This window comes from Streptomyces sp. NPDC040622 (assembly GCF_055593965.1).
Genome location: NZ_JBVIXD010000008.1, coordinates 455144 through 479629 on the forward strand (window position 1 = coordinate 455144; position 24486 = coordinate 479629).

General features: G+C 71.4%; 28 protein-coding genes and 1 pseudogene. 17 read left to right on the top strand and 12 right to left on the bottom strand.

Annotation, left to right across the window (positions count from 1 at the left end):
* Positions 1–10 precede the first annotated feature (10 nt).
* From ACZ592_RS25190 to ACZ592_RS25215, 6 genes are all read left to right on the top strand, one after another.
* Positions 11–901, top strand: coding sequence for a universal stress protein (locus tag ACZ592_RS25190; RefSeq protein ID WP_471583877.1), 891 nt, complete (start codon positions 11–13; stop codon positions 899–901).
* A 341-nt stretch (positions 902–1242) separates the two neighbouring features.
* Positions 1243–1863, top strand: coding sequence for a hypothetical protein (locus ACZ592_RS25195; protein WP_471583878.1), 621 nt, complete (start codon positions 1243–1245; stop codon positions 1861–1863).
* 106 nt (positions 1864–1969) lie between these two features.
* Positions 1970–2845 (top strand): HAD family hydrolase, encoded by an 876-nt coding sequence (locus ACZ592_RS25200; RefSeq protein WP_471583879.1) that lies wholly within the window; start codon positions 1970–1972, stop codon positions 2843–2845.
* On the top strand, positions 2842–5235 hold the full coding sequence (locus ACZ592_RS25205; RefSeq protein WP_471583880.1) for a glycoside hydrolase family 65 protein: 2394 nt from the start codon (positions 2842–2844) through the stop codon (positions 5233–5235). The genes ACZ592_RS25200 and ACZ592_RS25205 overlap by 4 nt, the downstream gene beginning before the upstream one ends.
* Positions 5236–5382: 147 nt before the next feature.
* The gene (locus ACZ592_RS25210; RefSeq protein WP_471583881.1) at positions 5383–5922 is read left to right on the top strand and encodes a universal stress protein; all 540 of its coding nucleotides are present in this window, start codon (positions 5383–5385) and stop codon (positions 5920–5922) included.
* Between the two features lie 98 nt (positions 5923–6020).
* Complete coding sequence (locus ACZ592_RS25215) at positions 6021–6749, top strand: helix-turn-helix domain-containing protein (RefSeq protein ID WP_471583882.1); 729 nt, start codon at positions 6021–6023, stop codon at positions 6747–6749.
* Between the two features lie 599 nt (positions 6750–7348).
* Here the strand turns inward: ACZ592_RS25215 and ACZ592_RS25220 are convergent.
* From ACZ592_RS25220 to ACZ592_RS25230, 3 genes are all read right to left on the bottom strand, one after another.
* Positions 7349–7807 carry a Crp/Fnr family transcriptional regulator gene (locus ACZ592_RS25220; protein WP_471583883.1) on the bottom strand — a complete coding sequence of 153 codons (459 nt, stop codon included), beginning with the start codon at positions 7805–7807 and terminating at the stop codon, positions 7349–7351.
* A 91-nt stretch (positions 7808–7898) separates the two neighbouring features.
* On the bottom strand, positions 7899–8405 hold the full coding sequence (locus tag ACZ592_RS25225; RefSeq protein ID WP_471583884.1) for a flavodoxin domain-containing protein: 507 nt from the start codon (positions 8403–8405) through the stop codon (positions 7899–7901).
* A 71-nt stretch (positions 8406–8476) separates the two neighbouring features.
* The gene (locus ACZ592_RS25230; protein ID WP_471583885.1) at positions 8477–8815 is read right to left on the bottom strand and encodes a CBS domain-containing protein; all 339 of its coding nucleotides are present in this window, start codon (positions 8813–8815) and stop codon (positions 8477–8479) included.
* A gap of 405 nt (positions 8816–9220) precedes the next feature.
* Between ACZ592_RS25230 and ACZ592_RS25235 the strand changes: the two genes are divergently transcribed.
* The 4 genes from ACZ592_RS25235 (at position 9221) to ACZ592_RS25250 (ending at position 11419) form a co-directional block, all read left to right on the top strand.
* Entirely contained in the window at positions 9221–9628 is a 408-nt protein-coding gene (locus ACZ592_RS25235) for a DUF1003 domain-containing protein (protein WP_471583886.1), read from the top strand.
* A gap of 486 nt (positions 9629–10114) precedes the next feature.
* Complete coding sequence (locus tag ACZ592_RS25240; protein ID WP_471583887.1) at positions 10115–10609, top strand: hypothetical protein; 495 nt, start codon at positions 10115–10117, stop codon at positions 10607–10609.
* A gap of 112 nt (positions 10610–10721) precedes the next feature.
* Complete coding sequence (locus tag ACZ592_RS25245) at positions 10722–11102, top strand: transposase (RefSeq protein WP_471583888.1); 381 nt, start codon at positions 10722–10724, stop codon at positions 11100–11102.
* Positions 11006–11419, top strand: coding sequence for a transposase (locus tag ACZ592_RS25250; RefSeq protein WP_471583889.1), 414 nt, complete (start codon positions 11006–11008; stop codon positions 11417–11419). The genes ACZ592_RS25245 and ACZ592_RS25250 overlap by 97 nt, the downstream gene beginning before the upstream one ends.
* A gap of 86 nt (positions 11420–11505) precedes the next feature.
* Here the strand turns inward: ACZ592_RS25250 and ACZ592_RS25255 are convergent.
* Both ACZ592_RS25255 and ACZ592_RS25260 read right to left on the bottom strand, forming a co-directional pair.
* Positions 11506–11706, bottom strand: a pseudogene (locus ACZ592_RS25255) (IS5/IS1182 family transposase); the annotation flags it as partial.
* A 59-nt stretch (positions 11707–11765) separates the two neighbouring features.
* Entirely contained in the window at positions 11766–12731 is a 966-nt protein-coding gene (locus ACZ592_RS25260) for a pirin family protein (RefSeq protein ID WP_471583890.1), read from the bottom strand.
* 188 nt (positions 12732–12919) lie between these two features.
* On the opposite strand from ACZ592_RS25260, the gene ACZ592_RS25265 reads away from it, so the two are divergent.
* The 4 genes from ACZ592_RS25265 to ACZ592_RS25280 all read left to right on the top strand — a co-directional run bounded on the left by ACZ592_RS25265 (position 12920) and on the right by ACZ592_RS25280 (position 14811).
* A complete protein-coding gene (locus ACZ592_RS25265) occupies positions 12920–13267 on the top strand; it encodes a tetratricopeptide repeat protein (RefSeq protein WP_471583989.1) in 348 nt (115 codons plus the stop codon).
* Between the two features lie 247 nt (positions 13268–13514).
* Entirely contained in the window at positions 13515–14081 is a 567-nt protein-coding gene (locus tag ACZ592_RS25270; protein WP_471583891.1) for a dihydrofolate reductase family protein, read from the top strand.
* 118 nt (positions 14082–14199) lie between these two features.
* Entirely contained in the window at positions 14200–14529 is a 330-nt protein-coding gene (locus ACZ592_RS25275) for a glycoside hydrolase family 18 protein (RefSeq protein WP_471583892.1), read from the top strand.
* 15 nt (positions 14530–14544) lie between these two features.
* Positions 14545–14811: a hypothetical protein gene (locus ACZ592_RS25280; RefSeq protein ID WP_471583893.1), complete on the top strand. Its 267-nt coding sequence runs from the start codon at positions 14545–14547 to the stop codon at positions 14809–14811.
* 56 nt (positions 14812–14867) lie between these two features.
* On the opposite strand, the gene crcB (ACZ592_RS25285) is transcribed toward ACZ592_RS25280, so the two are convergent.
* The 4 genes from crcB (ACZ592_RS25285) to ACZ592_RS25300 all read right to left on the bottom strand — a co-directional run bounded on the left by crcB (ACZ592_RS25285) (position 14868) and on the right by ACZ592_RS25300 (position 18566).
* Positions 14868–15242, bottom strand: coding sequence for a fluoride efflux transporter CrcB (crcB, locus tag ACZ592_RS25285; protein WP_471583894.1), 375 nt, complete (start codon positions 15240–15242; stop codon positions 14868–14870).
* Positions 15239–15724, bottom strand: a complete 486-nt coding sequence (crcB, locus tag ACZ592_RS25290) for a fluoride efflux transporter CrcB (RefSeq protein ID WP_471583895.1) — start codon at positions 15722–15724, stop codon at positions 15239–15241. Before crcB (ACZ592_RS25290) ends, crcB (ACZ592_RS25285) begins: the two co-directional genes overlap by 4 nt.
* A 71-nt stretch (positions 15725–15795) precedes the next feature.
* Positions 15796–16896, bottom strand: a complete 1101-nt coding sequence (locus tag ACZ592_RS25295; protein ID WP_471583990.1) for a M20 family metallopeptidase — start codon at positions 16894–16896, stop codon at positions 15796–15798.
* A gap of 245 nt (positions 16897–17141) precedes the next feature.
* Positions 17142–18566, bottom strand: a complete 1425-nt coding sequence (locus ACZ592_RS25300; RefSeq protein WP_471583896.1) for a dihydrolipoyl dehydrogenase family protein — start codon at positions 18564–18566, stop codon at positions 17142–17144.
* A 165-nt stretch (positions 18567–18731) separates the two neighbouring features.
* On the opposite strand from ACZ592_RS25300, the gene trxA reads away from it, so the two are divergent.
* A complete protein-coding gene (gene trxA, locus ACZ592_RS25305) occupies positions 18732–19115 on the top strand; it encodes a thioredoxin (RefSeq protein ID WP_471583897.1) in 384 nt (127 codons plus the stop codon).
* 36 nt (positions 19116–19151) lie between these two features.
* On the opposite strand, the gene ACZ592_RS25310 is transcribed toward trxA, so the two are convergent.
* A complete protein-coding gene (locus tag ACZ592_RS25310) occupies positions 19152–20186 on the bottom strand; it encodes a LacI family DNA-binding transcriptional regulator (RefSeq protein WP_471583898.1) in 1035 nt (344 codons plus the stop codon).
* Between the two features lie 194 nt (positions 20187–20380).
* On the opposite strand from ACZ592_RS25310, the gene ACZ592_RS25315 reads away from it, so the two are divergent.
* The gene (locus ACZ592_RS25315) at positions 20381–21808 is read left to right on the top strand and encodes an amidase (protein WP_471583899.1); all 1428 of its coding nucleotides are present in this window, start codon (positions 20381–20383) and stop codon (positions 21806–21808) included.
* Positions 21809–21864: 56 nt separating this feature from the next.
* Here ACZ592_RS25315 and ACZ592_RS25320 read toward each other — a convergent pair whose 3' ends face one another.
* Positions 21865–22953, bottom strand: a complete 1089-nt coding sequence (locus tag ACZ592_RS25320; protein WP_471583900.1) for a glycosyl hydrolase family 18 protein — start codon at positions 22951–22953, stop codon at positions 21865–21867.
* Between the two features lie 71 nt (positions 22954–23024).
* On the opposite strand from ACZ592_RS25320, the gene ACZ592_RS25325 reads away from it, so the two are divergent.
* Positions 23025–23483, top strand: coding sequence for a type II toxin-antitoxin system PemK/MazF family toxin (locus tag ACZ592_RS25325; RefSeq protein WP_471583901.1), 459 nt, complete (start codon positions 23025–23027; stop codon positions 23481–23483).
* A gap of 15 nt (positions 23484–23498) precedes the next feature.
* Here the strand turns inward: ACZ592_RS25325 and ACZ592_RS25330 are convergent, their stop codons facing one another.
* The gene (locus ACZ592_RS25330; protein WP_471583902.1) at positions 23499–24359 is read right to left on the bottom strand and encodes a TIGR02452 family protein; all 861 of its coding nucleotides are present in this window, start codon (positions 24357–24359) and stop codon (positions 23499–23501) included.
* Positions 24360–24486: the final 127 nt, after the last annotated feature.

The following is a 24486-nucleotide window of genomic DNA, read 5'->3' on the forward strand; positions in this document are numbered from 1 at the left end:
GGCGAGCATCATGCTCCGTCCCGTCATCGTCGGCATCGACGGATCCCCCGAGAGCCTGGCCGCCGCCGGCTGGGCAGCGCGGGAGGCGCAGCGCCGCGACACGGCACTGCGTCTCGTCCACGCCTGGGCATGGTCCCCACATCCCTCCACCGCCGTCCCCTCGACGACGAGCCAGCGCCAGTGGGCGCAGCGCATCCTGCGCGAGGCCCGCGTTCACCTCGGATCCCTGTATCCGCACCTGCGAGTCGAGGAAGCGCAGGTTCCCGGGCCCGCTCCGGACGTGCTCCTGGAGGCCTCGTCGCAGGGCGCTCTTCTCGTGCTGGGCTCACGAGGGCTCAACGGCTTCACCGGCTACCTCGCGGGATCGGTGGGCCTGAGCCTCACGGCGCGGTCCGCGATCCCCGTCGCCCTCGTGCGGGCGGGCGAACAAGCTGCGGACGCACACCAGTTGAACGCAGAAGGTCACAGCTCAACGGAGACTCCGTACCGCGATGTGCTGCTCGGGATCGACCTGGCGCACCCCGGCGAGGAGGCCATCGCCTTCGCTTTCGAGACGGCGCAGTCGCGCGGCGCCGCCGTGCACATCCTGCACGGATACCGACCGCCCTCGATCGCGGCAACGGGCCGCGGCGCCGAGGGCGGCCGTGAGGCGGCCACGGAGCACGAGTCGGCCCTCGGCGTGCTGGTGCAGCCGTGGCGGGCAAAGTACCCCCGTACAGCGGTGACGATCGCAGCGCTCCGGGGCCGTGCGCAGAGCCTGCTGCTGCACGCCGCCTCCGATGCCGGGCTCCTCGTCCTCGGCCGGCGCGACCGGCCCCGCTCCGGCCCGTTCACGGGGCCGACGATCCACGCGGCGCTGCACCACGTCCGGTGCCCGGTGGTCGTCGTGCCACACGTCTGACCGGGCGCTCGCCGTCCGGCTGTCGCCGTGTCCGACGGATACGCGCCGATGAACAATTGCCCTGCCCGCCATACCGGCCGGCGGACAGGGCAGAGGACGGGCGGTCTGCCAACGGCAACCGGCCGGGCAACCGCGCCCGCGATGTGGCGCGCGGGGCGAGGAGGGCCGCCTCGCTCCACCTCGTGCGGGGCCCGCTGCGTTGGACCTGCCCCGACCGGCCCGCCGGGCAGGGACCTTCGGCGGGTGCCCGAGGGCCGACCGGACCGGTCCCGGCGCCCGGACCGGCGGACAGTCTGGACGGGCGCACCCATGTCGCATGACACGAGCAAGGGCGGGACACCATGGCACTGCACCAACGCCCCCGACGACACACGGGCATCCGCTTCCCCGCTTCCCGCATAACCCCGGCGCAAGGTGCGGCGGCCGACGAAGCGGCCGCGTCCACCCTCGCTTTCTCACGTACCGCCGCCGTACTGCGCATCCTCACCGCGTTCACCTTCCTCTGGGCGTTCTTCGACAAGACCTTCGGTCTGAGCTACGCGACCGGGCATGGCAAGGGCTGGCTCGACGGCGGTTCCCCGACGACGGGCTTCCTGAGCGGCGTCTCGGCCGGCCCGATGGAGGGCACCTTCCATGCCTGGGCCGGCGATGTCTGGGCGGACTGGGCCTTCATGCTCGGCCTGCTGGGCGTCGGCGTCGCCCTGGCCGGCGGCGTCGCGCTACGGCTCGCGGCACTCGCCGGAACGGCCATGATGGCCCTGATGTGGGTGGCGGAATGGCCTCCGGCCCAGCACCTTTCCGACGGCTCGCCCAGCATGTCGACGAATCCGCTCATCGACTACCACGTGCTGTACGCAGCCGTCCTCGTCCTGCTCGCCGTGTCACTCGCCGGGCGCGCCTGGGGGCTCGGCGGCGCCTGGGCACGGCTGCCCCTCGTACGCCGACACCGCTGGCTCCTCTGACCCGCCGCCACCCCGCCGCTCCGCCACCAGCGCCCATCGATCCCTCGCGTAGCCAGCCGTTCCTGCCTCGCGAGCGCCCAGGGCCGCCGATCACAGGAGAACCGTCATGACCGCACACCCGCGGACCACAGCGGAGAACCCGCGCGGCGACGCCACCGCCCACCCCGGCCGCGTTGCCGCCGATCGACGTCAGGCGTCCGCTCCGGACCGTACGCGCCTCCCCGTACTGCGAGATGTGAGAGCCGTTGTCTTCGACACCGACGGCGTCATCACCGACTCCGCGCGGCTCCACGCCGAAGCCTGGAAGACGGCCTTCGACGCATGCCTGCGCGCACACCGGTCACAGGGCCCCGGGCCCGAAAGGCTCTTCGATCTCCCCTCTGACTACCTGCGCTACGTGGACGGCAGATCACGCCTCGACGGCGCCGCCTCGTTCCTCGCCTCGCGAAAGCTGCGGCTCCCCGCAGGCAGTCCCGGCGACCTCCCGGGAACCGGCACCGTGGGGGCGGTCGCCGCCCACAAGGAGCAGCTCTTCGTGGAGCGCCTGCGCCAGGGCCGCATCGAGGCGTATCCCGGAACGGTCCGGCTTCTACGGGTACTGCACGCCCGAGGCGTGCCGATGGCCGCCGTCTCCGCGTCCCGTCACGCGGGCGAACTGCTGCGAGGCGCGGGGGTGTTCGAGCTCTTCGTGGCCCTGGTGGAAGGCGCCGAGGCGGCCCGGCTGGAGCTGCCGGGCAAGCCGGATCCCGCTCTGTTCCTGGAGGCGGCCCGCAGGCTCTGCACCCCGGTGGAGCACATCGCAGTGGTGGAGGACGCCCTGGCGGGGGTCGAGGCTGGTCGCCGCGGCGGGTTCGGCCTCGTGATCGGCGTGGACCGTACCGCGGGCCCGGGGACGGGGGCCGCACTGCTGGGACACGGTGCCGACCTCGTGGTCACGGATCTGGCCGAACTCTTCGACGACGGCGGGGAGGTCCAGCCATGACGGGATGGACCTGGGAGTACCACGGCTACGACCCGGCGTCGGAACGCCTGCGCGAGGCACTGTGCACGCTGGGCAACGGATACTTCGCCACCCGCGGCGCCGCGCCCGAGTACCCGGCCGGCGAGGCCCACTACCCCGGCACGTACGCCGCCGGCTGCTACGACCGGCTCACCTCCACCGTGTCCGGCCGTCAAGTCGAGAACGAGGACATCGTCAACCTGCCCAACTGGCTCCCCCTGCGCTTCAGGATCGACGCGAAGAGCACGGACACGCCGTGGCTCACGCCTGGCAGCACAGCGCTGCTCCATTTCCACCAACGCCTGGATCTGCGTGCAGGAACCCTGGAACGCACCATGCGCTACTCGGTCGGCGGCGACCGGGTGCTGTCCGTGCGACAGCTGAGACTCGTTCACATGGCGGACCCGCATCTCGCCGCGCTGCGCACCGTGTTCACCGCTGAGGGATGGTCAGGCAGCGTGGAGGTCGAGGCGGCCCTGGACGGGGCGGTCGCCAACGACGGCGTCGCCCGCTACCGGCAGCTCGACGGCCACCACCTCACAGACGTCCGCACCGGGCGCGGCACACCGGACTCCGCCTGGCTGACCTGTCGCACCCGTACGTCCGCGATCCGCGTCGCCATGGCCGGCCGGATGACCGCCGACGGCCCCGTCGAACACCGCCACACCGACCCTCGCGCCCTGCGGGTCACCCAGGTCCTGCGCCTCTCCCTCGCACCCGGCCAGCCGACCGCCGTCGACAAGGTCGTGGCTCTGCACACCTCACGCGACCCCGCCATCAGCGATCCACTGCACGCCGCCGTGGACAGGGCAGACCGGGCACCGGGATTCGAGGCGCTCCTCCTCTCGCACCGCGCGGCCTGGCTGCGCCTGTGGAACAGCGCGGAGCTGCACGTACCGGGGAAGTCGGGCGGCATCCTGCGCCTGCACCTCTTCCACCTCCTGCAGACGCTCTCCCCCCACACGGCCGACCTCGATGTCGGCGTACCGGCCCGCGGCCTGCACGGGGAGGCGTACCGGGGCCACATCTTCTGGGACGAGCTCTTCGTCCTGCCATATATGAACCTGCACTTTCCCCAGGTCTCCCGCGCCCTGCTCACCTACCGTCACCGGCGCCTCGAACAGGCACGGAACGAAGCCGCCGACGCCGGCCGGGCCGGTGCCCTCTACCCGTGGCAGAGCGGGAGCGACGGCCGCGAGGAAACGCAGCTGGTGCATCTCAACCCCCGCTCCGGACGATGGCTGCCCGACCACTCACGACTCCAGCACCATGTCGGTTCGGCGATCGCCTACAACGTGTGGCAGTACTGCGAGGCCAGCGGAGACACCGAATTCCTGCACACCAAGGGGGTGGAGATGCTGACGGAGATCGCCCGTTTCTGGGCGGATCTCGCCACCTACGACGACAGGACCGGCCGGTACCGAATCCTCGGCGTGGTCGGCCCCGACGAGTACCACGACGCCTACCCCGGATCTTCGACGCCCGGTCTGGACGACAACGCCTACACGAACGTCACCGCCGCCTGGGTACTCGCCCGCGCACTCGACGTGGTGCGTGCACTGCCACAGGCGCGCCAGGACGAACTCCGCGAGCGCACCGGTCTCCAAGAAGACGAACTGGTCCGGTGGTACGAGGTGTCACGGAAGCTGCGGGTGGCCTTCCACGACGGAGTCATCAGCCAGTTCGAGGGGTACGGGGCACTCGCCGAGCTCGACTGGAGCGCCTATCGGGCCCACTACGGCGACATCCGCAGGCTCGACCGGATCCTGGAGGCGGAGGGCGACACGGTCAACCGCTACCAAGCCTCCAAACAGGCCGACGTCCTCATGCTCGCCTACCTCTTCTCACCGTCCGAACTGCGCCAGATCTTCGCCCGACTGGGCTACGAACTGGACGACGCGATGTGGGCGAGGACCGTCGACCACTACGTGCGGCGTACGAGTCACGGCTCCACCCTGAGCGGTCTTGTGCACGGCTGGGTGCTGGCCCGCCTGCGGCGCGAGGACGCCTGGACGTACGTCGAGGAGGTGCTGGCGGGCGATGTCGCCGACGTCCAGGGCGGCACCACGGAAGAGGGCATCCATCTCGGCGCCATGGCCGGCACCCTGGACCTGGTCCAGCGCGGACTCACCGGCTTCGAGACGCGGGACGGAGCCCTGTGGCTCGACCCCGTCTCGCTGCCGCGACTCTCCGAATACGGCTTCTCCGTGTGCTATCAGGGGCATGAGGGGGTCACCGTGCAGGTGCGGGCCGGAGAGCTCTCCATCAGCGCGCCCGCCTCTCAGCGATCGCCGATCGACATCAGGCTTCCCACTCGTACGGTGTCCCTCGCCCCGGGCACGAGCTGCTCGCTGCCGCTGCACGAACGGTGATGCACGCCTTCGACCGTCCCCGGCTCAGGTCAAGGGCCGGGGCCGGGGCCGGTTGGAGACGGTGAGGGACCAATGGCCCCTGCTGCACGCGCCCATGACACGGGGAGAGTGGGGACATCCCGACAGCGACCAAGTCAGGAGGCTCCAATGTCCCGCACCGTGACCGCAGGCATCGATGGTTCACGCGAGAGTCCGGCGGCCGCCGAGTGGGCCGCCGGTGAGGCTTCGCAGCGACGGCTGCCGCTTCGGCTGCTCCACATCCGGGACCCGTCACCCGGGATGCGCGCCACGTTCACCGGCGCCAGGAAGCCACTCTGGCCTGCCAGCGGAACGCAGTCGGCGGCCGAGGCTCTCCGGACACGGCACCCGGACCCCACTGTGGCAACCGACGACGATCCGACGGACGCAACGCTGTCGGCCCAGACCGAACTGGCCGCGGTGAGGGACGAGTTCCTCGCGGAGATTGTGGCGCCCCGGCGGGAGAACTTCCCCACCGACGCCGTCACCGAGCGATGCCTACTCGGTCACCCCGCGCACGACCTCGTCGAGGCGGCGTCACGCAGTGCCGGTCTCCTCGTCGTGGGTCGCAAGGCGCACCGGGCGGACCTCAGCGCGCACACCGGCTCCGTCCCGTACGCGGTGCTGCACCACTCGGCGACCGCGGTGCCCGTGGTGCCACACGCCTGACCACGCGCGACCGCCGCGCGCCGGCACAGCCGACGCCGACGCGAACTCCGCTCCCCTGCCGGAGCAGCTCCTCCGGCCGACGACCAGGAGGCTGTCCCATGTCCCCCACCTCAGCGCCCGGCCCCGCCGCCCCCGCGCCCCACACCCCGCAGGGTGACATGGGTCGACGCGTGTCGTGGCGTCGAGAGCAACTCGGCCTGTCCCGCCAGGACGTGGCGGAGCGATGCGGCTCGGTGCCCGGATACATCAGATACGTGGAGGAACAGTCCATCACGTCCCCGGGTATCGGCTTCCTGACCAGCCTCGCCAACGCGCTGGAGACAACGGTGGCCGAACTGGCAGGCCGCACGGCAGATCTCCCGCCCGGCACCGGAAGAGCGCCCGACCGTCCGCAGTTCACCGAACTGGGTGTCGGGGAGTGCCGTCGGCTGCTGGGCACGCACGGCATCGGGCGAGTGGGCTTGTCCACGCCCGACGGGCCCGTCATCCTGCCGGTCAACTACATCCTGTTGGAAGATGCCGTCGCCTACCGGACTGCTCCGAACGCCCTTCCCGCGTCCGCCGCGGGAAACCGGGTCGCCTTCGAGGTGGACCGCATGGACGACGCACTCAGCCAGGGGTGGAGCGTCCTGCTGGCAGGCACGGCACGTGCGGTCGCAGACCCCGCCCAGGTGTGTCTGCTGGACCAGAGAGCGCACTCACTGCCGTGGGCGGGGGGCGACCGCAACCTCTGGATCGTGATCATCCCCACCCGGATCACCGGCCGCCGGATCGCCGCGCGCCACACCTATCTCTCGTCCGCGATCGTGCGGCCCGAACTGCAATAGCCCACCCGCGGAACCGGGCCCACACCTGGCTTACGAGTGCGCGCGGGTCGATGCCGGGCAGGGCGATGTTGGCGCCAAAGCACCCGCCGCTGTGGTCGATGATCGAGAAGGTGGCGTGAGTACCGTCCGACCTGTCCGCTCCGATCAGGCAGTCCATGACAGCGGCTGTCCCGTCGTCGATCTTGCAACGAGGGTTCCACGGCCGAAGATCCGGGCCGACGCCCGGCCCGAGAACCTCCACGTGCTCGTCCACGCTCGGGGAGCGGAGCCGGAACTCTCCAGCAGCTGGGGTGAGAGGCTTCAGTGGATCACCAGGCAGCGGTCGGAGTCTCACCGCACGGCAGGACACGGCCGTGCGGTGGGCCCTCTGTGCCGACACCCCAGCAGGCACGAGGACCAGCCCGGTGGCGATACCTCTCCACGCCTTGAGCTTGTTGATCAGACGCTCGACGGTGTTCCGCCCTACCACAGATCAGCGTCGTGGCTGATGCCGTCGCTGTCCGAGAGCCGGATCGGGGACTCGACTGAGAAGACGCGTTCGTCGCCCCCATCCCGCTCCGGTGCCGGCTTGTTGAACCCTCCTGGTCAACCACCGCCGGTCAGCGTAACGGCCCGCTGCCGGCCGGACCGTACAGATCCAGCAGACGAACCCTGGACGCGTGCAGACGACGGTGCAGTACCTGTGCGGCCCACAGTGCCACGGCCGCACCGAGCTCCGGGTCGCTGCGGCACCTGAGGCGCACCGCTACGGCGTCGAACTCCGCGGCACTCACCGGCCGCACGGCAGTCGCCCCCAGCTGCCACGTGTACGGCGCGACCAGCCATGACACGCCGACAAGCCGGTCCGACCCCAAGGTCTCGATCACGGCCGGCGTCCGTCCCGGAACGTGCAGGTCGAGGGCGACCGCACCGGAGCGGATGATCCAGAACCGGTCGGCGTGCTGTCCCTCGTTGAACAGGCGCGCCCGCGCCGGAAAGGTCACTTCGCGCCCGAGGTCCGCCAACCGGTCACGATACTCAGCCCCGAGACCGCTGAGGAGCGTGCTCACGGCAGACATGGACGGCTCCCCTCAGGCATGGCACCCTCGCCAGCCGGCACTGACTGCCACGTGAACCTCCGCCACGTCACCCTGCTTCGTGCCCTTGTCATCACACCCGCACCTCCCTGGCAGCCTCGTGCGCGACCTCCGTCGCCCAGGCCGATATACGCGCGAAGTCGCGGAAGTCCCCACCGCGCCCGGACTGGACGATCGTCCGCGCCATACGGCCCCGCGCCCCGGCTTCGAGCCTGCCGCCGAAGGTCACATGCCCCCGGGCATCGAGCCGCACCAACGCCCGCCGGGCGCCCCGCACCGGCAGGATCTCCCGCTCGCCGGCCGATGCGTCGAGCGGGCCGCTGCTGAACAACCACACCGTTCGGTCCAGCAGCGCAGCGCGATGCCGGCGCGCGAACCGGACCGCGTCACCGTGCCAACGTCCCGTGTACAGCGCCCCACCCAGCACCACCACGTCGTACGGACCCACGTCCCCGGCCTCGGACGCGGCACGCACCTTTGTCTCCATCCCGTGAGCGCGCAGGGCCTCACCGATGGCTTCCGCTATCTCCCCAGTCGAGCCGTTCTTCGTCCCGTACGCAACGAGTACTTGCGGTGCCATATCAGGCCCCTCATCCTCAGAGTTTATGGATCCAGGCGTCCGCGACGTCCTCCAGTTCCTCGTCCAGCACATCACTCATGACATCGCGGGCGCAGATGCGCGTCCGGTCTCAGGAAGAGCTGCAACAGGTCCCGCCGGGGCATGATCCCGACGTGACGGCCCTCCACATCGACCACCGGCAGACGCTCGACGCTGTGCCGTGCCCTCACCCGCGCGCCAGCAACGACCGTGTCCTCCACATGTGCCGTGATAGCGGGCCTGGACATCAACTGACCGGCCCAATGGTCAGAGCCCCCGGGGCCCTCGCACCGTTCCAGGACGCCTTCGGTCTGGACGTGCAACCTGGGCCCCTTCTCCAGGGGACGCGCCTCACCCGACCGATCGCGTAGCAAGTCGCTACCGGAGACCATGCCCAGGGCCGGTCGTCGCTGTCCACCACGGGCGGGCCGCTGCCGCGAGTCTCGCCTCCGCGGCCGAGGGTAGGGTCCTGCTGCGCGAAAGGAACCGGGGACCGGCTCGCCCTCTCGCGTGACCGTGAACCGCCATAGCTACCTCGTCCTCCCCTGCGCCGCCACTGCAAGTACGGTGCTCTCTTCACTCTCCCGCCGCGGCCGGTGCTCTGCTCTGGGCCGAAGGACCGCCCCCGGGGGGCCAACCGGCCCTAAAGAAGGGGAGCGGCCGACGTCCGGGGCCGCAGCAAGCGTCCATATGGAGACCACGTCCCGGCGGCTCGAGCCTCGTCCCGGAGCCACCGGAGTGGCACCATGCACCTCCAGCGCTCGACATCGCCCCCTTGAGGAAGTAGGCGCATCCAGATGACGGACGACGAAACGGTCGCGCACCGACACCATCCCGTCGTGGCCGCGCATCGGTCCCGAAGGGCGAGCGACGCCCAGCTCCGCATCGCTGACGCGATCACCAAGTTCGCCGGTTCGATGACCTTCGTCTACCTCCACGCGATCATCTTCCTGCTGTGGATACTGTTCGTGGAGTCCAATCCGTGGCCCACACTCACCCTGGTCGTGTCCCTCGAAGCAATCTTCCTGTCGACCTTCGTCATGATCGGCCAGAACCGGCAGGCGGAGTTCCAACAGGCAAAAGCCGACCACGACTTCGTCAAACAGGAATTGGAACTCAAGACGAATACGGAACTGACCCGGGCGATCCATGCGATGACGACAGAACTCCACCGTCGGCTCCTGGAAAACCCCAACCAGAGGTGATACCCCGGACAACTCATTACCCAGGGCCCGGCCTCGCGGCGCTGATGCCTAGGGGCCGCCGACTCGCCCCCTAGGCATGACTCACGCACATCGGAACACAGCCAACACTCCCGCAGCATCAGGGGATTCACGGGAGATCGCCTGACGAGGCGAGGCCAATGACTCACACCCTGACGACACCACGAGTTCAGGCTCAACAGGCGAAGTTTGGCCAGAGCTGGCCGAACGTCGCTACGGAAAACGCAAAGGGTCCGAGCAACCACGTACTACGTTCGCTACGCGGAGAGACGGCCAGGAGAGACCCCCCTTATATACGCCTGGAACCCATTCCGCTTGCAGGGAACTGCGGTGATGAGCACGCCGTCTCCCTCTGCATCCGATCCGACACAGGGGGCACCTATGGATCCCGCTTTCCAGCGGCCGCAACCTCGCCGCCGCCTTCGACTGCGCTCGTGGCAGGTAGTGATCGCTGCTGTGATAGCGGCTGTGGCGACCGTCGTTGCCGCCTACCTCGCCACCCGTGACGACGATTCCGGTGGAGAAGGTGCGACTGGGGCGAGCACTTCCCCTGGGAGCCCGACGCCGAGCAGCAGCTGTCAGTTCCCGGCCGTCGAGCTGAGCGCGCCGGAACAAGCGGGAGCCACCTTTCAGACCACGGCCAAGCTGAACTGCCCGCCGCCTGCTGGGACGAAGTACTACCTGGTCGCTCAACTAGACAACTTCGGAGACCCGGGTACCGAGCACACCATCTACTGCCCGAAGGATCCGATCAAGCCGGGCCAGGCGGCAAGGACCTACACCACGACGCGCGACATCCAGAAATCTGAGCTCCACTCCAAGCGCGCGATGTACTACCTGAAGGTCACCAACCAGCAGGAACAGGAGCTGATGGCCAATTTGCAAGAAGAGTGCGCCTTCGAATTGCCAGCAGGCGTCGAGACCGTATCCAACTCCGTCACCGTAGAGCGAGCATGGAAATAGTCTCCGTCCATCGTTCAGAGCGCGTAACAGGACCTTTTTGAAGTGCTCTGGTCAGACTTGACTGTCGTGACGATCTGACTGTTCGGTGGGTGCAGCAACTCGGCCGTGGATCGTGGATGACGGCTTGTGGGCGCCGATCGAACCGTTGCTGCCACCCAGGCACAAGCGTTCACCCGGGCCGAGACCGGTGCACGACCGGCTGTGCCTGCAGGGCATCCAGTACGTCCTGCACCAGGACATCACCTGGCATCTCCTGCCCTTGGAACTGGGGTTCGGCTCCAATCAGACCGGCCGGCGGCGTCTGGAACGCTGGCAACAGGCCGGGGTGTGCGACCAGTTGCACCTCGTCCCGCTTGCGAAACCGAACGCGGCCAGCGACCTCGACTGGTCTCGCGCGTGCGTGGACGGCTCCCACATCCGCGCGAAAAAAGGGGAGCCGCGACTGGTCCGTCGCCGGTCGACCTGCGGAAGACGGGCGGCAAACACCACCTGATCTGCGACGGGCGCGGCACCCCGCTCCACGTCATCACGACCGCCGCCGACGCCGACATCACCCAGACCCTCCACCTCGTGGACGGCATCCAGCCCGTCGCCAGATGCCCCGGCCGACCTCGACCACGGCCCGAGCTCATCCTGGGAGACAAGGCGTACGAATCCTGCGCCGTGCGCCAGGAGCTGCGCCGCCGCGGGACCCCGCCGGTGATCTCCCGCAAGGAAGCCGCGAACATCAAGGGCCTGGGCGAACTCCGCTACGTCGTCGAGCAAACCTTCGCCCTGCTCCACGAGTTCAAACGCCTCGCCGTCCGATGAGAACGGCGCCTCGAACTCCACGACGCCTTCGTCTCGTTTGGCCTGCGGCCTCATCTCCTGACGGCGGCTCAAGAAGGCCGGAGCACCGAGAACCGGCAGTTCCTCGATGAGGGACCGACGGCGCGGTCGCGTGCAGGGATCAGAGGGCCGTCCACGATCCACAACCGGTCCACGTCGGCGACCGGCCGCGTGACCGGCTCCAGCGACAGCAGCGGACCCAGACGCCGGATGGCCCGGCGGAGCGTGGCCGAGGCGATCCCGAAGAGCGGGCCGAGCTGGCGCATCGTGCGCTCAGGACACCCCGGACCACCCCGGCCCGTATCCGCGACGACAGCAACAGAGCTGGTCAGCGCACGCGCCCTCGCGGTTTCAGCGGCACGGACGGCAAAGCCGGCGCAGAGAGGCGACCGCCGTCGTACCCCTTCACCTCGCCGAAGCGCGCACCGTCCATCCAGTCCGCACGGGCCTGCGCGATGTCCTCGTTCGACCTGCCGACGAAGTTCCACCACATCACCAGCTCCTCCTCGAACGGCTCGCCGCCCAGGAGCATCAGGCCCGCGTCCGAGTCGGCGCGCAGCGGGAGTTCGGTGCGGCCGCAGCCCAGGTAGAGCATCGAGCCGGGCAGGAGCCGTACCCCGTCGACGTGCGCCTCGCCGGACATCGACAGGACCGCGTACTCGAAGTCCGGTTCCAAGGGGAGGCGTACGTCCGCGCCGCGGGACAGTGCGAGGTCCGCGCCGACGATCGGCGTGTACGTCGTGCCCGGCGAGGCCGTACCGTCCAGGGCGCCCAGGACGACCGTCGCGGTCAGGCCGGACGCCGTGACCTGCGGCAGCTCCGCGTGGTGCTCGAAGTGCGGGTCCGTGTGCCGGTCGCTGTCGGGCAGGGCCACCCACAGCTGAGCCCCGTGCAGGAGGCGGGCGTGCGACTTGGGGCTCTCCTCGGAGTGGGAGATGGCCCGGCCCGAGGTCATCAGACCCAGTTCGCGGGGCCGGACGGTCTGCAGGCTGCCGGTGGAGTCGCGGTGCAGCACCTCCCCGTCGTGCAGCCAGCTGACGGTCTGCAGGCCCATGTGCGGGTGGGGCGGCACCTGCATGCCGGGCTCGTCGGCGATGTCGTCCGGGCCGTAGTGATCGACGAAGCACCAGGCGCCGACCATGCGCCGCCCGAGGTTGGGCAGCAGTCGGCGGACCTCGGTGGACTCGCCGAGCTTGACCCGCCGGGGGCTGAGGAGTTCCCGTACCGGTTCCGCGACGACGAACCCTCGGCCGCCGCACAGGGACGGGACCGCTTCGCGATCAAGATTGCTCATGTCGCACAACCTAGCCCCGCGCGGCACCCGGCGGCAGCCACCTACCCGCCACCGGTTCCGACGCGCCCCGCCGGGGAGCACCCTGCGGCATCCCGCCTCCGGGCCGCCAGCCCGGACCATCCATCGTGGAATATTCAACTAACCGACGTCGTTACAGGCCACGAAGGAGGCAGACAGTGAGGCAGACAATGGAGATGACCTACTACGACCACGGGACGGCGGCGGAGCGCTGGGAGCGCGCACAGCTGTTCTTCGGCGCCAAGGAGTACGCGACGGCGGCGCGCGTCCTCGACGGCCTGGCCGACGAGGTGCCCGAGCAGGTCGCCCCGCGTCTGCTGCTCGCCCGCGCCTACTACCACTCGGCACAACTCGTGCGCGCGGAGACCGAGTTGCGCAAGGTACTCGAAATCGACCCGGCCGAGAGCTACGCCCGGCTCATGCTCGGGCGCACGCTGGAGCGCCAGGGCCGTGCGGCCGACGCGGCACCGCACCTGCGCATGGCCGCCGCGCTGAGCGGGGACTTCACACACGTGTGAGGCCCAGGCGTCACAAGGCACAGGTGTGAGGCGACAGCAAGGGAAGCAGTTCGGGGAGGGGGCAGCCGGGTGGCCGTCCCCTCCCCGACACGTCCCCTCCCTGACGCGTCCCTTCCCCGACGCGTCCCTCCCGACAGCGCCCGATCCGCCCGTATCGTCACTCCCCACGAGAGCCTCGGCCGCCATGCCGACAGCAACGCCAGCGGTGACGGCGACCGCGACCGCGGGAACGACCGTGAGGAGCGCCATGCGAAAGATCATCTGGGCGATGTCCGTGTCCCTTGACGGCTTCATGGAGGGTCCGGACCGGGAGCTCGACTGGCATCTGGTCGACGACGAGCTGCACCGCCACTTCAATGAGGAGGCGGCGGCCATGGGCGCGTTCCTGGACGGCCGCGTCTCCTGGGAGCTGATGGCCGAGGCCTGGCCGACCGCCGACGCCGACCCGGAGAGCACCGGGCCGATGCGGGAGTTCGCGGGAATCTGGCGCGACATGCCCAAGTACGTGTTCTCACGGACCCTGGAACACGCGGGCTGGAACACCACGATCTTGCGTGATGTGGTGCCCGAGGAGATCCGCGCGCTCCAGAAGAACGCGCACGGCGATCTCGCCCTCGGCGGCGCCGATCTCGCCGCGTCCTTCCTGCGGCTCGGGCTGATCGACGAGATCCACGTCTACGTCCATCCGGTGCTGATCGGGCGCGGAAAGTCCATGTTCCAGGCGGCGGACGTGCGGGCCGAGCTGCGGCTGACGGAGACGCGGACGTTCGGCAACGGCGTCGCACTGCTGCGCTACGCGCTCACCCCGCACTGACCGCACTGACCGGGTCGAGCACGCCGAGCACGCTGAACAACTAATGCGCTTTAGTGCCGTCTCTCCCTAGCCATTTCCAGCAAGCCCCCGTAAGAATTGCGGCGACTGCGATCAGGGCGTGCACGCATTGGCGATGATCGGCGGAGCCGCCCCCGGCAGCTTCACGCGGCTCGACACCGAATTCGACACGTATTACCCGCTGTTGCGTGACTTCATCCGGGAGTACGAGCTCGACGGCGTCGACCTCGATGTCGAGGAGCACATGTCGTTGGCGGGAATCGAACGTGTCATCAGTGCGTTGCGCGCCGACTTCGGCGCCGCATTCCTCATTACTCTCGCACCGGTCGGCAGTGCTCTGAGCGGCGGCGGCAATCTCTCCGGTTTCGACTACGACGCCCTGTATCGCAGCAGGGGCGGCGACATCGCGTGGTTCAACGCGCAGTTCTAAAACGGCTGGGGAGCGATGGACTCGGCGTCCGACTACGACGCCGTCATCGCCCGTGGGCTGATTCCGGCGGACAAGGTGGTGGCAGGCACGCTGACCTCACCGGCCAACGGTGGCAGTGGATTCGTCGACATGGCGCCCCTCAAGGCGACGCTGGGCGCGCTCGCCGCGAAGCACCCCGGCTTCGGCGGCGTGGCCGGCTGGGAGTACTTCGATTCCGAACCCGGCGGCACGGCGGCGCCCTGGCAGTGGTCGGCCGAGGTCTCGGCGGCGCTGAAGCGCTGAGCCAGCCCCGATCGCCCGACGCCGTCGGCCCCGCCGACCCCGCGGGCCCGGCGGCGTCAGGGCCACAGGGCCTCGGCGACGGCCATCCCCCCGAAGGCCGCGCCGAGGCCCGCCACGACGCTTCCCAGCGCGTTGGCCACCGCGTAGAACCTCGTGCCGCCCTCCGCGAGCCGCAGGGTCTCGTAGGAGAAGGTCGAGTAGGTGGTGAGCGCCCCGCACAGGCCCGTGCCGAGGAACAGCTGGGTGTGCGAGGACGTGGCGCCCGCCATGACCGCGCCGGTGAGCACGCCGAGGACCAGGCTGCCCACGACGTTCACGGTGAAGGTGCCCCAGGGGAAGTCGGTGGTGTGCCGTGCCTGTACGGCCCGGTCGGTCAGGTAGCGGAGCGGGGCGCCGATCATCCCGCCGGCGATGACGAGCAGCCAGTTCACGCGCGCCTCCACGCCACCGCGCGGCGCGTCGTCCGTGCGGCGCCCCACACCGCCGCGAGCGCCGCGAGCAGCGTCAGGGCCAGGTAGGCCAGGCCCGTGCGGGCGTGGCCGTCACGCACCAGGCGCTCGATGTCCACCGCGTACGTCGAGAACGTGGTGAAGCCGCCGAGGACGCCCGTGCCGAGGAAGGGACGCACCAGTCGGTGCGCCGTCCGCACCTCGCTGACCAGCACCATGAGGACGCCGATCGCCGCGCAGCCCACGGCGTTCACCACGAGGGTGGTCCAGGGGAATCCGTCGACTGCCGTCGGCCAGAGCTCGGCGGCCGCGTACCGGGCCACGGCGCCGGTGCCGCCGCCCACGGAAACCGCCGCGAGGACCTGCCACTGGCCGCGCGTGAGCTCGTCGCGCTGCGCGGGGATGGTCAGGTCGACGTCGGGGTCCGTCGGTTCGTTCACCGCTTCGGGCGGCTGGGCTCCCATGCGGCCACGCTATCCGGCGTGGAGGATCACCGCGGCACACGGGGCTCGGGTGGTGTCGTCGGTGCCGGCGCTCACACCGCAGGACGATGCGGCGGGCCGTCCACGCCCTGTTCCCTGCCCTGGATGGCGCGTACGAGGCCGGTGACCAGGTTCGCCCGCTCGGCCATCGCGTCGACCACGACGTACTCGTGGTCGGCGTGGGCGCCGCCGCCGACCGCCCCGAGGCCGTCGAGCGTCGGCACCCCGAGCGCGGCCGTGAAGTTGCCGTCGCTGCCGCCGCCGACCGCCTCGGCCTTCACACCGGGGAGCAGCCGCTGGGCCACCGCGAAGAGTTCCGCCGCCGCCGATTCGGGCATCGGGGGCCGGCCGACGGATCCGCCGACCGTGAGCTGCGCGCCGTCGAGATGCGGGACCAGGGCCGCGAAGGCGGCTTCGACGCGCTCCTTCTCCTGGGGCGACTCCACTCGGACGTCGACGACGATGGTGGCCGCCGCGGGCACGACGTTGTCGAGGGTGCCCGCGGACGCGACGGTCGGGGTGACGGTCGTGCCGATCTCGGGGCGGCCGAGCGCCGCGATGTCCAGGACCTGATGGGCCGCTTCGACCAGGGCGTTGATCCCCGCCGCGGGTTCGAGGCCCGCGTGCGAGGCGCGGCCGGTGACGGTGACCTCGAACGTGCCGCAGCCCTTGCGGCCGGTCTTCAGGCCTCCGCCGTCGGCGGCTCCTTCGAACACCAGGACGGCGCCGCAGGCGAGGGCCCGTTCCTCGATGAGCTCGCGGGAGGACCGGGATCCGACCTCCTCGTCCGCGGTCACCAGGATCTCCACGCCGGAGCGGTCCTCCAGGGCGGCCAGGCCGTGCACCGCCTGCACCAGGCCGCCCAGCATGTCGAAGACGCCGGGGCCGGTCGCGTGCCCGTCCCGGACCGTGAAGGGGCGCCGTTCGAGGGTGCCGAGCGGGAACACCGTGTCGTGGTGGCCCAGGATCAGCACGCGCGGGTCGCCGCCGGCCGACCAGTGCACGTGCGGCCCCGCCGCGCTCTCGACGAGGGCGGCCCGCCCGCCGAGCCGGTTCTCGATGATCCCGGCAACCGCCTCGGCCGAGCGCGTCAGCGCCTCGGCGTCGCGCGAGGGCGACTCGATCTCGACGAGCGTCCTGAGGTCCTCGATCATCGCGTCGGTACTCACGCCGACCCCCGTGTGCTTGGTCACGGCGTCAGGGTACGTGGACGGGCGGGGGCGACGCCCTGGCCGGGCGGTCCGCGGACCGGCGTTCAGGCGCCTCCCCCGCCCCGGCGCACGGTGGGGGACGCCACCTCGGGCGGCCACGCGTCCGGGTCCAGGACGCCGAGTACGTAAGCCCGGGCTGCTGATGTGTCCTGGTCCGGCCCGGTCCCGCTCCTGCGGACCGCGCGAGGTCAGGAGCGGTACGTCTCCAGGAGCCGCAGCCACACCTCGCTGATCGTCGGGTACGCGGGCACCGCGTGCCACAGGCGGTTCAGGGGGATCTCGCCTGCGACCGCCATCGTCGCCGAGTGGATGAGTTCACCGACGCCCGGGCCGACGAACGTGACGCCGAGGAGGATCTCGCGGTCCAGGTCGACGATCATGCGGGCGCGGCCTCGGTAGCCGTCGGCGTACAGGCCCGCGCCGGCGACACCGGACATGTCGTAGTCGACGGCGCGGACGCGGTGGCCCGCCGCCTCCGCCTCGGCGAGGGTCAGGCCCGCGGAGGCCGCCTCGGGGTCGGTGAAGACGACCTGCGGGACGGCGGCGTGGTCGGCGGTGGCGGCGTGGGCGCCCCAGCGGTCGGACTCCAGGAGCGGGAGGCCCTGGGCGCGGGCGGCGATGGCGGCGCCGGCGATGCGGGCCTGGTACTTGCCCTGGTGGGTGAGGAGCGCGCGGTGATTCACGTCACCGACCGCGTACAGCCAGTCGCTGCCCTCGACGCGCAGGCTCTCGTCGACCGGCAGCCAGGAGCCGGGTTCGAGGCCGATGGTCTCCAGGCCGATGTCGTCCGTGCGCGGGGCGCGGCCGGTGGCGAAGAGGATCTCGTCGGCCTGGAGCGTGGAGCCGTCGTCCAGGGTCGCCGTGACGGTGCCGTTCTCGCGGCGCACCTCGGTGACCGAGACGCCGGCGCGGACCTCGGCGCCCGCTTCGGTGAGGGCCTCCCGCACCAGCTCGCCGGCGAACGGTTCCATGCGGGGCAGCAGTCCATCGCCCCGTACGAGCACCGTCACGTGTGATCCCAGGGCCTGCCAGGCGGTGGCCATCTCCACGGCGACGACGCCGCCGCCCACCACCAGGAGGCGGCCGGGCACGTGATCGGCGCTGGTGGCCTCGCGGCTGGTCCATGGCGCGACGTCGGCGAGCCCCGGCAGGCCGGGCAGGCCGGCACGGGTGCCGGTGCAGACCGCGACCGCGTGACGGGCCCGCAGGGTGCGCACGGTGCCGTCCGTGCCGGTGACCGTGACCTCGCGGGCGCCCGCGATGCGGCCCTGGCCCCGGTACAGGTCGACGCCGACGCCCTCCAGCCAGCCGACCTGGCCGTCGTCCTTCCAGTGCGAGGTGTAGTCGTCGCGGTGCGCGAGGACGGCCGGGGCGTCGAGCGGGCCCTGCACGGACTGGCGCAGTCCGGGGACGCGGCGGGCGTCGGCGCGGGCGATCACGGGGCGCAGCAGGGCCTTGCTGGGCATGCAGGCCCAGTAGGAGCACTCGCCGCCGACGAGCTCGCTCTCCACGATCGCGGCACTGAGCCCGGCGGCGCGGGCGCGGTCCGCCACGTTCTCCCCCACAGGACCCGCTCCGATGACTACTACGTCGTACGTGATGGCATCCGTCATGAGGACAGTCTGTCGGCAGGTGTGCGGCGTGGCCACACGGGTACGCGCGCGGAACACGCCGATGTGCGCGCGGCCCCGTCCGCGCGTGCGACCAGGTGGAATACGTACGCACGATCGGCCGTTGTGCACAGCGGCCACGCCAGACACAGGAAGTAGGGACACACCATGAGCAGCGCCACCGTGGAGCTCACCAAGGAGAACTTCGACCAGACCGTCACGGACAACGGGTTTGTCCTGATCGACTTCTGGGCGTCGTGGTGCGGGCCCTGCAAGCAGTTCGCCCCCGTTTACGAGAAGGCCGCCGAGGCCAACCCCGACCTGGTGTTCGCCAAGGTCGACACGGAGGCCCAGCCGGAGCTCGCCCAGGCCTTCAACATCCAGTCCATCCCGACGCTGATGATCGTCCGCGACCAGGTGGCGGTGTTCGCCCAGCCCGGCGCGCTGCCCGAGGCCGCCCTGACGGACGTCATCGGCCAGGCCAGGAACCTGGACATGGACGACGTGCGCCGGCAGGTCGCCGAGGAGCAGGCCAAGCAGCAGGGCGAGTAGGCGCCGCGGCGGGCCAAGGGGCCGCTGCCGCCGCCGTCAGCTGGACTCGCGGTGCACGACGTCCGCTCCGAGCACGTCGTGCACCTCGGGTTCCGCGCCGGGGTCGCGCACCACGCGGTCGACGAGTTCGGCCAGGCCGCGGCCCGACGGCAGCTCGATGCGGACGGTGCTGAGGCGGGGCCTGAGGAGTCGGCCGAGCATCAGGTCGTCCGTACCGATCACGGCGGTCTCGTCGGGGATGGCGACGCCTTCGTCCTGCAAGGCGCGCATCAGGAGCATGGCGTACTCGTCGTTGTAGGCGAACACGGCGTCGATGCCCAGGGCGCGGCAGCGCGCCGCGAGCCGCGCCGCAGACTCCTCGTCGTAGGCGAGCGGCAGCTCGGTGACCGAGGCGTCGGTGGTGCGTGCGCTCTCCACCGCCTGGCGGGTCCCTTCCAGGCGGGGATGCGAGAAGTGTTCCAGGCCCGGCTCCTCGGGGACGACGACGCCGATGCGGCGCCGCCCGCGGGCCAGGAAGTGCAGGGCGGCGGCCTCGCCGACCCTGCGGCCGTCCATGAGCAGGGCGTGTGCGCCCTCGACGCGGTGCGGGCCGAGGGTGAAGACTGCCCTGGCGCCGGAGCGCTTCAGGACGCTGACGCCGCGCGCGTTGAGCGCGGAGGCGTCGGGGGCCAGGACGGCCACCGGGCGCAGCTCCGCCCAGGCGCGGGCGGCGTCCTCGCCGGTCAGGCCGAGGCTGGCGTACTGGACGACGGTGTAGTCGAGGCGGCTGAGCGCCCACTGCAGTTCGTTGAAGAACTGGCTGAAGAGCGGGCCCATCGGGATCTCCGGCGTGGGCATGAGCACCATGCGGCTGTGCCCGGCGCGCAGGCTGCGGGCGGCGGCGTGCGGGACGTAGCCGAGTTCTCTGGCCGCCTCGTGGACGCGGCGGCGCGTGGGCTCGCTGATGCGGACGGCGCTGGTGTTGTTCAGGACGTACGAGACGGTCGCGCGGGAGACTCCCGCCAGGCGGGCGACGTCGGCGCTCGTCGGCACGGAGCGCTGCGCGGGCTGCTGCTTCGGTATCTGCACCATGTCCTGGGCATCTTCGCAGACGGCGTCGGGGCGTACTCGGGCGGGCGGTGGAGCGGGCCCGCGGGTGGTGGGGTCGTGGCCGCCCCGGTGTGAACTCCCCTCCCCGCGTTCCGTGTTGTCCCGCTCCCCCGTTCCGCGCGATGCTACTCGCCGGTTAACCTCGGGCACCCGACCGTCGAGCGAAGGTGTCCCCCATGACTGTCGACCGTGCCGAAGGCCTGGCGGGCACCGCCCGCGCGCTGGCCGAGGGAGAGGTGACCTCGCGTGCGCTGACCGAGCGGACGCTGGCCAGGATCGAGGCGTCGCAGCCCGTCCTCAACGCCTTCAAGCTGGTGCGGGCCGAGGCCGCGCTCGCCGAGGCGGACGCGGCCGACCGGGAACTGGCGGCGGGCGGCGGCGCCTCGCGGCCGCTGCTCGGGGTGCCGCTGGCCGTGAAGGACGACATGGACGTGACGGGTGAGCCGACCGCGTTCGGGTGCAGGGGCGACTTCCCGCCGAAGACGGCGGACTCGGAGGCGGTGCGGCGGCTGCGGGCGGCCGGGGCCGTGCTGGTCGGCAAGACCAACACGTGCGAGCTGGGGCAGTGGCCGTTCACGGAGGGGCCGGGGTTCGGTGACACCCGCAATCCGTGGAACACCGGTCATACCCCCGGTGGTTCGTCGGGCGGTTCGGCGGCGGCGGTCGCCGCGGGACTCGTCCCCGCCGCGCTCGGCTCCGACGGCGCGGGGTCGGTGCGGATCCCCGCCGCCTGGACACATCTCGTGGGGATCAAGCCGCAGCGGGGACGGATATCGACCTGGCCCTGGCCCGAGGCGTTCCAGGGCATCACCGTCAACGGCCCGCTCGCCAGGACGGTCGAGGACGCCGCGCTGCTCCTGGACGCGGCGAGCGGCAACCACGAGGGCGACCTGCACCGGCCACCGGCCGTGCGGGCCGCCGAGGCCGCGACCCGTGATCCGGGGCGGCTGCGGATCGCGCTGTCGCTGCGGATGCCGTTCACGGCGACGTCCAAGCAGCTGCACCCGGTGGTGCGGGACCGCGTGGTGGCTCTCGCGGGGCGGCTCGCCGCGCTCGGGCACGACGTGGCGGAGGCCGATCCGCGCTACGGGCAGATCGGCCTCGCGTTCGTGCCGCGCGCGACGGCGGGCATCGCGGAGTGGACCCACAGCGTGCCGGACATCGCCCTCCTGGACCCGCGCACGCGGGAAGCGGCGCGCATGGGGCGGGTGTTGGGCGGCGCGCCGCTGCGCCTGGCGCGCCGTGCGGAGGCCGCGTTGCACCGCAGGGTGGGCGCGGTGTTCTCGACGTACGACGTGGTGATCGCCCCGACGACGGCCGCTCCCCCGCCGCGCGTCGGCACGCTGGCCGCGATGAACGGCTGGCGGACCGACCGGGCGATGATCGCCGCCTGCCCGTACGCGTGGCCGTGGAACGTCCTGGGCTGGCCGGGCGTCAACGTGCCCGCGGGGCGCACCCCGGGCGGGCTGCCCGTGGGCGCGCAGCTGCTCGGTCCGGCGGGCAGCGAGCCGCTTCTGGTGTCCCTGGCCGCGCAGTTGGAGGCGGACCGGCGGTGGGACGAGGAGTGGCCGACGCCGGTCCCGGACGTCGCACCGGCGCCGTAGCCCCCACCGCGGGTGCAGGAGCGCGCGCCGCGGGTTCAGGAGGACTCACCGCGGGCTCAGGAGCGCGCCAGCTCCCGCCACAGCCCCGGGTCCTCGAATCCGAGCGCCCACAGGACGGTGTTGCGCACGCCGTGCCTGCGCAGTACGGGCAGGTGCGCGGCTGTTCCCCGCGCGTCCTGGTACCAGACCGTGCGCCGCGTCTTTCCGTCCTTGTACGTGAAGTGCGGGGTGCTGGACTCGGGGTCGATGCGGTAGCGCGCGCCGACCTTGCGGCGCAGCGCCTCCGCCTCCCGCGAGGTCACGTGCCGGGCCCGTTCGCGCCGGCCGACGGCCCAGTCCCAGCCGTAGGCGGGCAGCCCCATCTCCAGCTTGGCGCGCGGCACTTCGGCGGTGGCGCGGCGCAGGATGTCGTCGTACCAGGCCGGGGTGGAGAGTGGTCCCGGCGTGCCTTCGGCCCAGTGCAGGTTGTACGCCATGACGCGCAGTCGGTCGGCGGCCGCGCCGAGCCGCTTGTAGTCCCAGACGCGTCCGGTGCCCGCGGTCTTCGGGGAGACGGTGATGACGCACTGCTTGCGCAGGGTGTGGAGGCGGCGGCAGAGGTCGGTGACCATCGTGGCGTAGCCGTCCCTGACCTTCTCGTACTGGGCGTCGCCGGTCGGCGCGATGGTCTCGTAGTCGAGGTCGATGCCGTCGTAGGCGCGGCTGCGCACGACACGCAGGAGGGCCTCGATGTGCGTGGCGCGGCGCCCGGGATCGGTCACGACGGCGGCGAGGGCGCCGCGCGGCATGGTCTCCATGACGGTGGGCACCACCTTGATGCCGGCCCGGTGCAGCCCGTCGATGATCCGCCGCGACCCCGCGCCGCTGTGCGGGTCGATGCGCCCGGCCGACTTGAGTCGGTACCAGAACGGGCTGACGGTGTGCAGTTGGCCGGCGTGGCGCAGGGCGTTCTCGTACGCGGCCTCCTGGTCCCAGTAGGGGAGCCAGGCGGAGGCGGTGCGGGGCGGCGCGGCCGCGTGCCGCTCGGGGACGGGCCGCGGTGAGGGCTCGGTGGGGCCGGCGGCGGCCGGCAGCGGCGCGAGCACCGAACCCGCGACGGCGAGTGCGGCGAGGGAACGGGCGTTGCGCATGTGTCGTAGCACCATGGACCGAGCCTGCGGGTCATCCGGTGGTCCCGCTCAGCGGATTGGGCCGGACAGGTTCTACGGTGATCCGTGTGACTGCCTTCATCGATGACCCGCACCTGCCCGACACGCCCGGCCGTTCGGGCGCCACCGCGACCACCGAGGCCGAGCCGCGCGAGGTCGGCCGGGTCCGCACGGAGTACGCGCCGGACCGCGACGGCGATCCCGACCCCGGCGAGATCGTCTGGACGTGGGTGCCCTACGAGGAGAACGACGGGCGCGGCAAGGACCGGCCGGTGCTCGTGGTCGCCCGGGAGGCGTCCGGGACGCTGCTCGCCGTGCAGTTGTCGAGCAAGCGGCACGACCAGGACCGCGAGTGGGTGCCGATCGGCAGCGGCCCCTGGGACCGTGCGGGACGTGATTCCTGGGTGGACATCGACCGTGTGCTGCGGGTGCACGACCGCGGGATGCGGCGTGAGGCGTGCGCGCTGGACCGCGGGCGGTTCAACCTCGTCGTACTCCGTCTGAGGGAGCGTTACGGCTGGCATTGAGAAGAACCGGGGGCGTCACGAGTGGCGCCCCGCGGCAGCACGGCCGACGCTGGGACCGTGCCTGAACGCCTCCTCGAACGCGCCGCGCGTCACCGCGCCCTTCGTGCGGTCGAGCACCCCGAACACGACGTGCGCGAACTGCCCAGCGAACCGGCCGCCGTCGCCGAGCAGCGCCCGGAAGGCGCCCGCGACCTGCGCGGGATCGTTCATGAACACCCCGCAGCCCCACGCGCCGAGCACCAGCCTGTGGTAGCCGCACGCGGCCGCCGTCTCCAGGACGCGCCCGGCGCGCGCGGCCAGGGCGTCCCCGATGTCGGCCGTGCGCTCCGGTGTCCTGCGGCGGATCACTCCGGCGTTCGGCGCGGCCGAGGTGAGGAAGCCGACGGTGTACGCCTCCTCCAGGAACCGTCCCCGGTCGTCGCGGAAGACGGGGACGCCGGGCGAGTGGATCACGCGATCGCTGTAGAACGGGTCGCGGTCGGCGCGGTGGTGGGCGTAGAAGCCGGGGACTTCGAGCAGGCACGTGTGGAGCGCGGAGGCCCGGCACAGGGCCTCCTCCTGCGCCTGGGCACCGTTGAGGTAGCCGCCGCCGGGGTTGCGCGCCGAGGAGAAGTTCAGCACCGCCACGGGGGTGCCGGCCGTGGCGGTGAGCCTGCGGGCCGCCTCCTGGCTGCTCTCCCCCGTGACCTCGACGACCGTGCTCACGGCAGGGCGCGGCGGCACCTCCACCGGCTCCGGTCCGAACATCCGTGTGCCGACGCGGGCCGCCGCGACCGCGTCGGCGATCACCGCCTCGCGGCCGTCCGGTGTGGTGTACGCCCCTGCCGCGACGACCTGCTCGGTCTCCTGCGCCTGTCCGCGCAGCCGGGCGCTCATACCCGTACCCCCGTGTCGTTCATGAACGCATGGTGAGCTGCGTGCGTCGGGCGGCGCAACAGAAATTCCCGGTACGAGAACGGCCTGAGGGGCACTCTTGTGCGGAGGCCCTCGAAGGTTTTGGGTG

Coding starts and splice junctions, on each gene's coding strand:
- ACZ592_RS25210 (WP_471583881.1), top strand. CDS start 5,383: ATGTCCCGCACCGTGACCGCAGGCATCGATGGTTCACGCGAGAGTCCG.
- ACZ592_RS25215 (WP_471583882.1), top strand. CDS start 6,021: ATGTCCCCCACCTCAGCGCCCGGCCCCGCCGCCCCCGCGCCCCACACC.
- ACZ592_RS25220 (WP_471583883.1), bottom strand. CDS start 7,807: ATGTCTGCCGTGAGCACGCTCCTCAGCGGTCTCGGGGCTGAGTATCGT.
- ACZ592_RS25270 (WP_471583891.1), top strand. CDS start 13,515: ATGCGAAAGATCATCTGGGCGATGTCCGTGTCCCTTGACGGCTTCATG.
- ACZ592_RS25320 (WP_471583900.1), bottom strand. CDS start 22,953: ATGGTGCTACGACACATGCGCAACGCCCGTTCCCTCGCCGCACTCGCC.
- ACZ592_RS25310 (WP_471583898.1), bottom strand. CDS start 20,186: ATGGTGCAGATACCGAAGCAGCAGCCCGCGCAGCGCTCCGTGCCGACG.
- ACZ592_RS25235 (WP_471583886.1), top strand. CDS start 9,221: ATGACGGACGACGAAACGGTCGCGCACCGACACCATCCCGTCGTGGCC.
- ACZ592_RS25225 (WP_471583884.1), bottom strand. CDS start 8,405: ATGGCACCGCAAGTACTCGTTGCGTACGGGACGAAGAACGGCTCGACT.
- ACZ592_RS25330 (WP_471583902.1), bottom strand. CDS start 24,359: ATGAGCGCCCGGCTGCGCGGACAGGCGCAGGAGACCGAGCAGGTCGTC.
- ACZ592_RS25195 (WP_471583878.1), top strand. CDS start 1,243: ATGGCACTGCACCAACGCCCCCGACGACACACGGGCATCCGCTTCCCC.
- ACZ592_RS25260 (WP_471583890.1), bottom strand. CDS start 12,731: ATGAGCAATCTTGATCGCGAAGCGGTCCCGTCCCTGTGCGGCGGCCGA.
- trxA (WP_471583897.1), top strand. CDS start 18,732: ATGAGCAGCGCCACCGTGGAGCTCACCAAGGAGAACTTCGACCAGACC.
- ACZ592_RS25300 (WP_471583896.1), bottom strand. CDS start 18,566: ATGACGGATGCCATCACGTACGACGTAGTAGTCATCGGAGCGGGTCCT.
- ACZ592_RS25230 (WP_471583885.1), bottom strand. CDS start 8,815: ATGGTCTCCGGTAGCGACTTGCTACGCGATCGGTCGGGTGAGGCGCGT.
- ACZ592_RS25280 (WP_471583893.1), top strand. CDS start 14,545: ATGGACTCGGCGTCCGACTACGACGCCGTCATCGCCCGTGGGCTGATT.
- ACZ592_RS25295 (WP_471583990.1), bottom strand. CDS start 16,896: ATGATCGAGGACCTCAGGACGCTCGTCGAGATCGAGTCGCCCTCGCGC.
- crcB (WP_471583895.1), bottom strand. CDS start 15,724: ATGGGAGCCCAGCCGCCCGAAGCGGTGAACGAACCGACGGACCCCGAC.
- ACZ592_RS25265 (WP_471583989.1), top strand. CDS start 12,920: ATGGAGATGACCTACTACGACCACGGGACGGCGGCGGAGCGCTGGGAG.
- ACZ592_RS25205 (WP_471583880.1), top strand. CDS start 2,842: ATGACGGGATGGACCTGGGAGTACCACGGCTACGACCCGGCGTCGGAA.
- ACZ592_RS25200 (WP_471583879.1), top strand. CDS start 1,970: ATGACCGCACACCCGCGGACCACAGCGGAGAACCCGCGCGGCGACGCC.
- ACZ592_RS25190 (WP_471583877.1), top strand. CDS start 11: ATGCTCCGTCCCGTCATCGTCGGCATCGACGGATCCCCCGAGAGCCTG.
- ACZ592_RS25315 (WP_471583899.1), top strand. CDS start 20,381: ATGACTGTCGACCGTGCCGAAGGCCTGGCGGGCACCGCCCGCGCGCTG.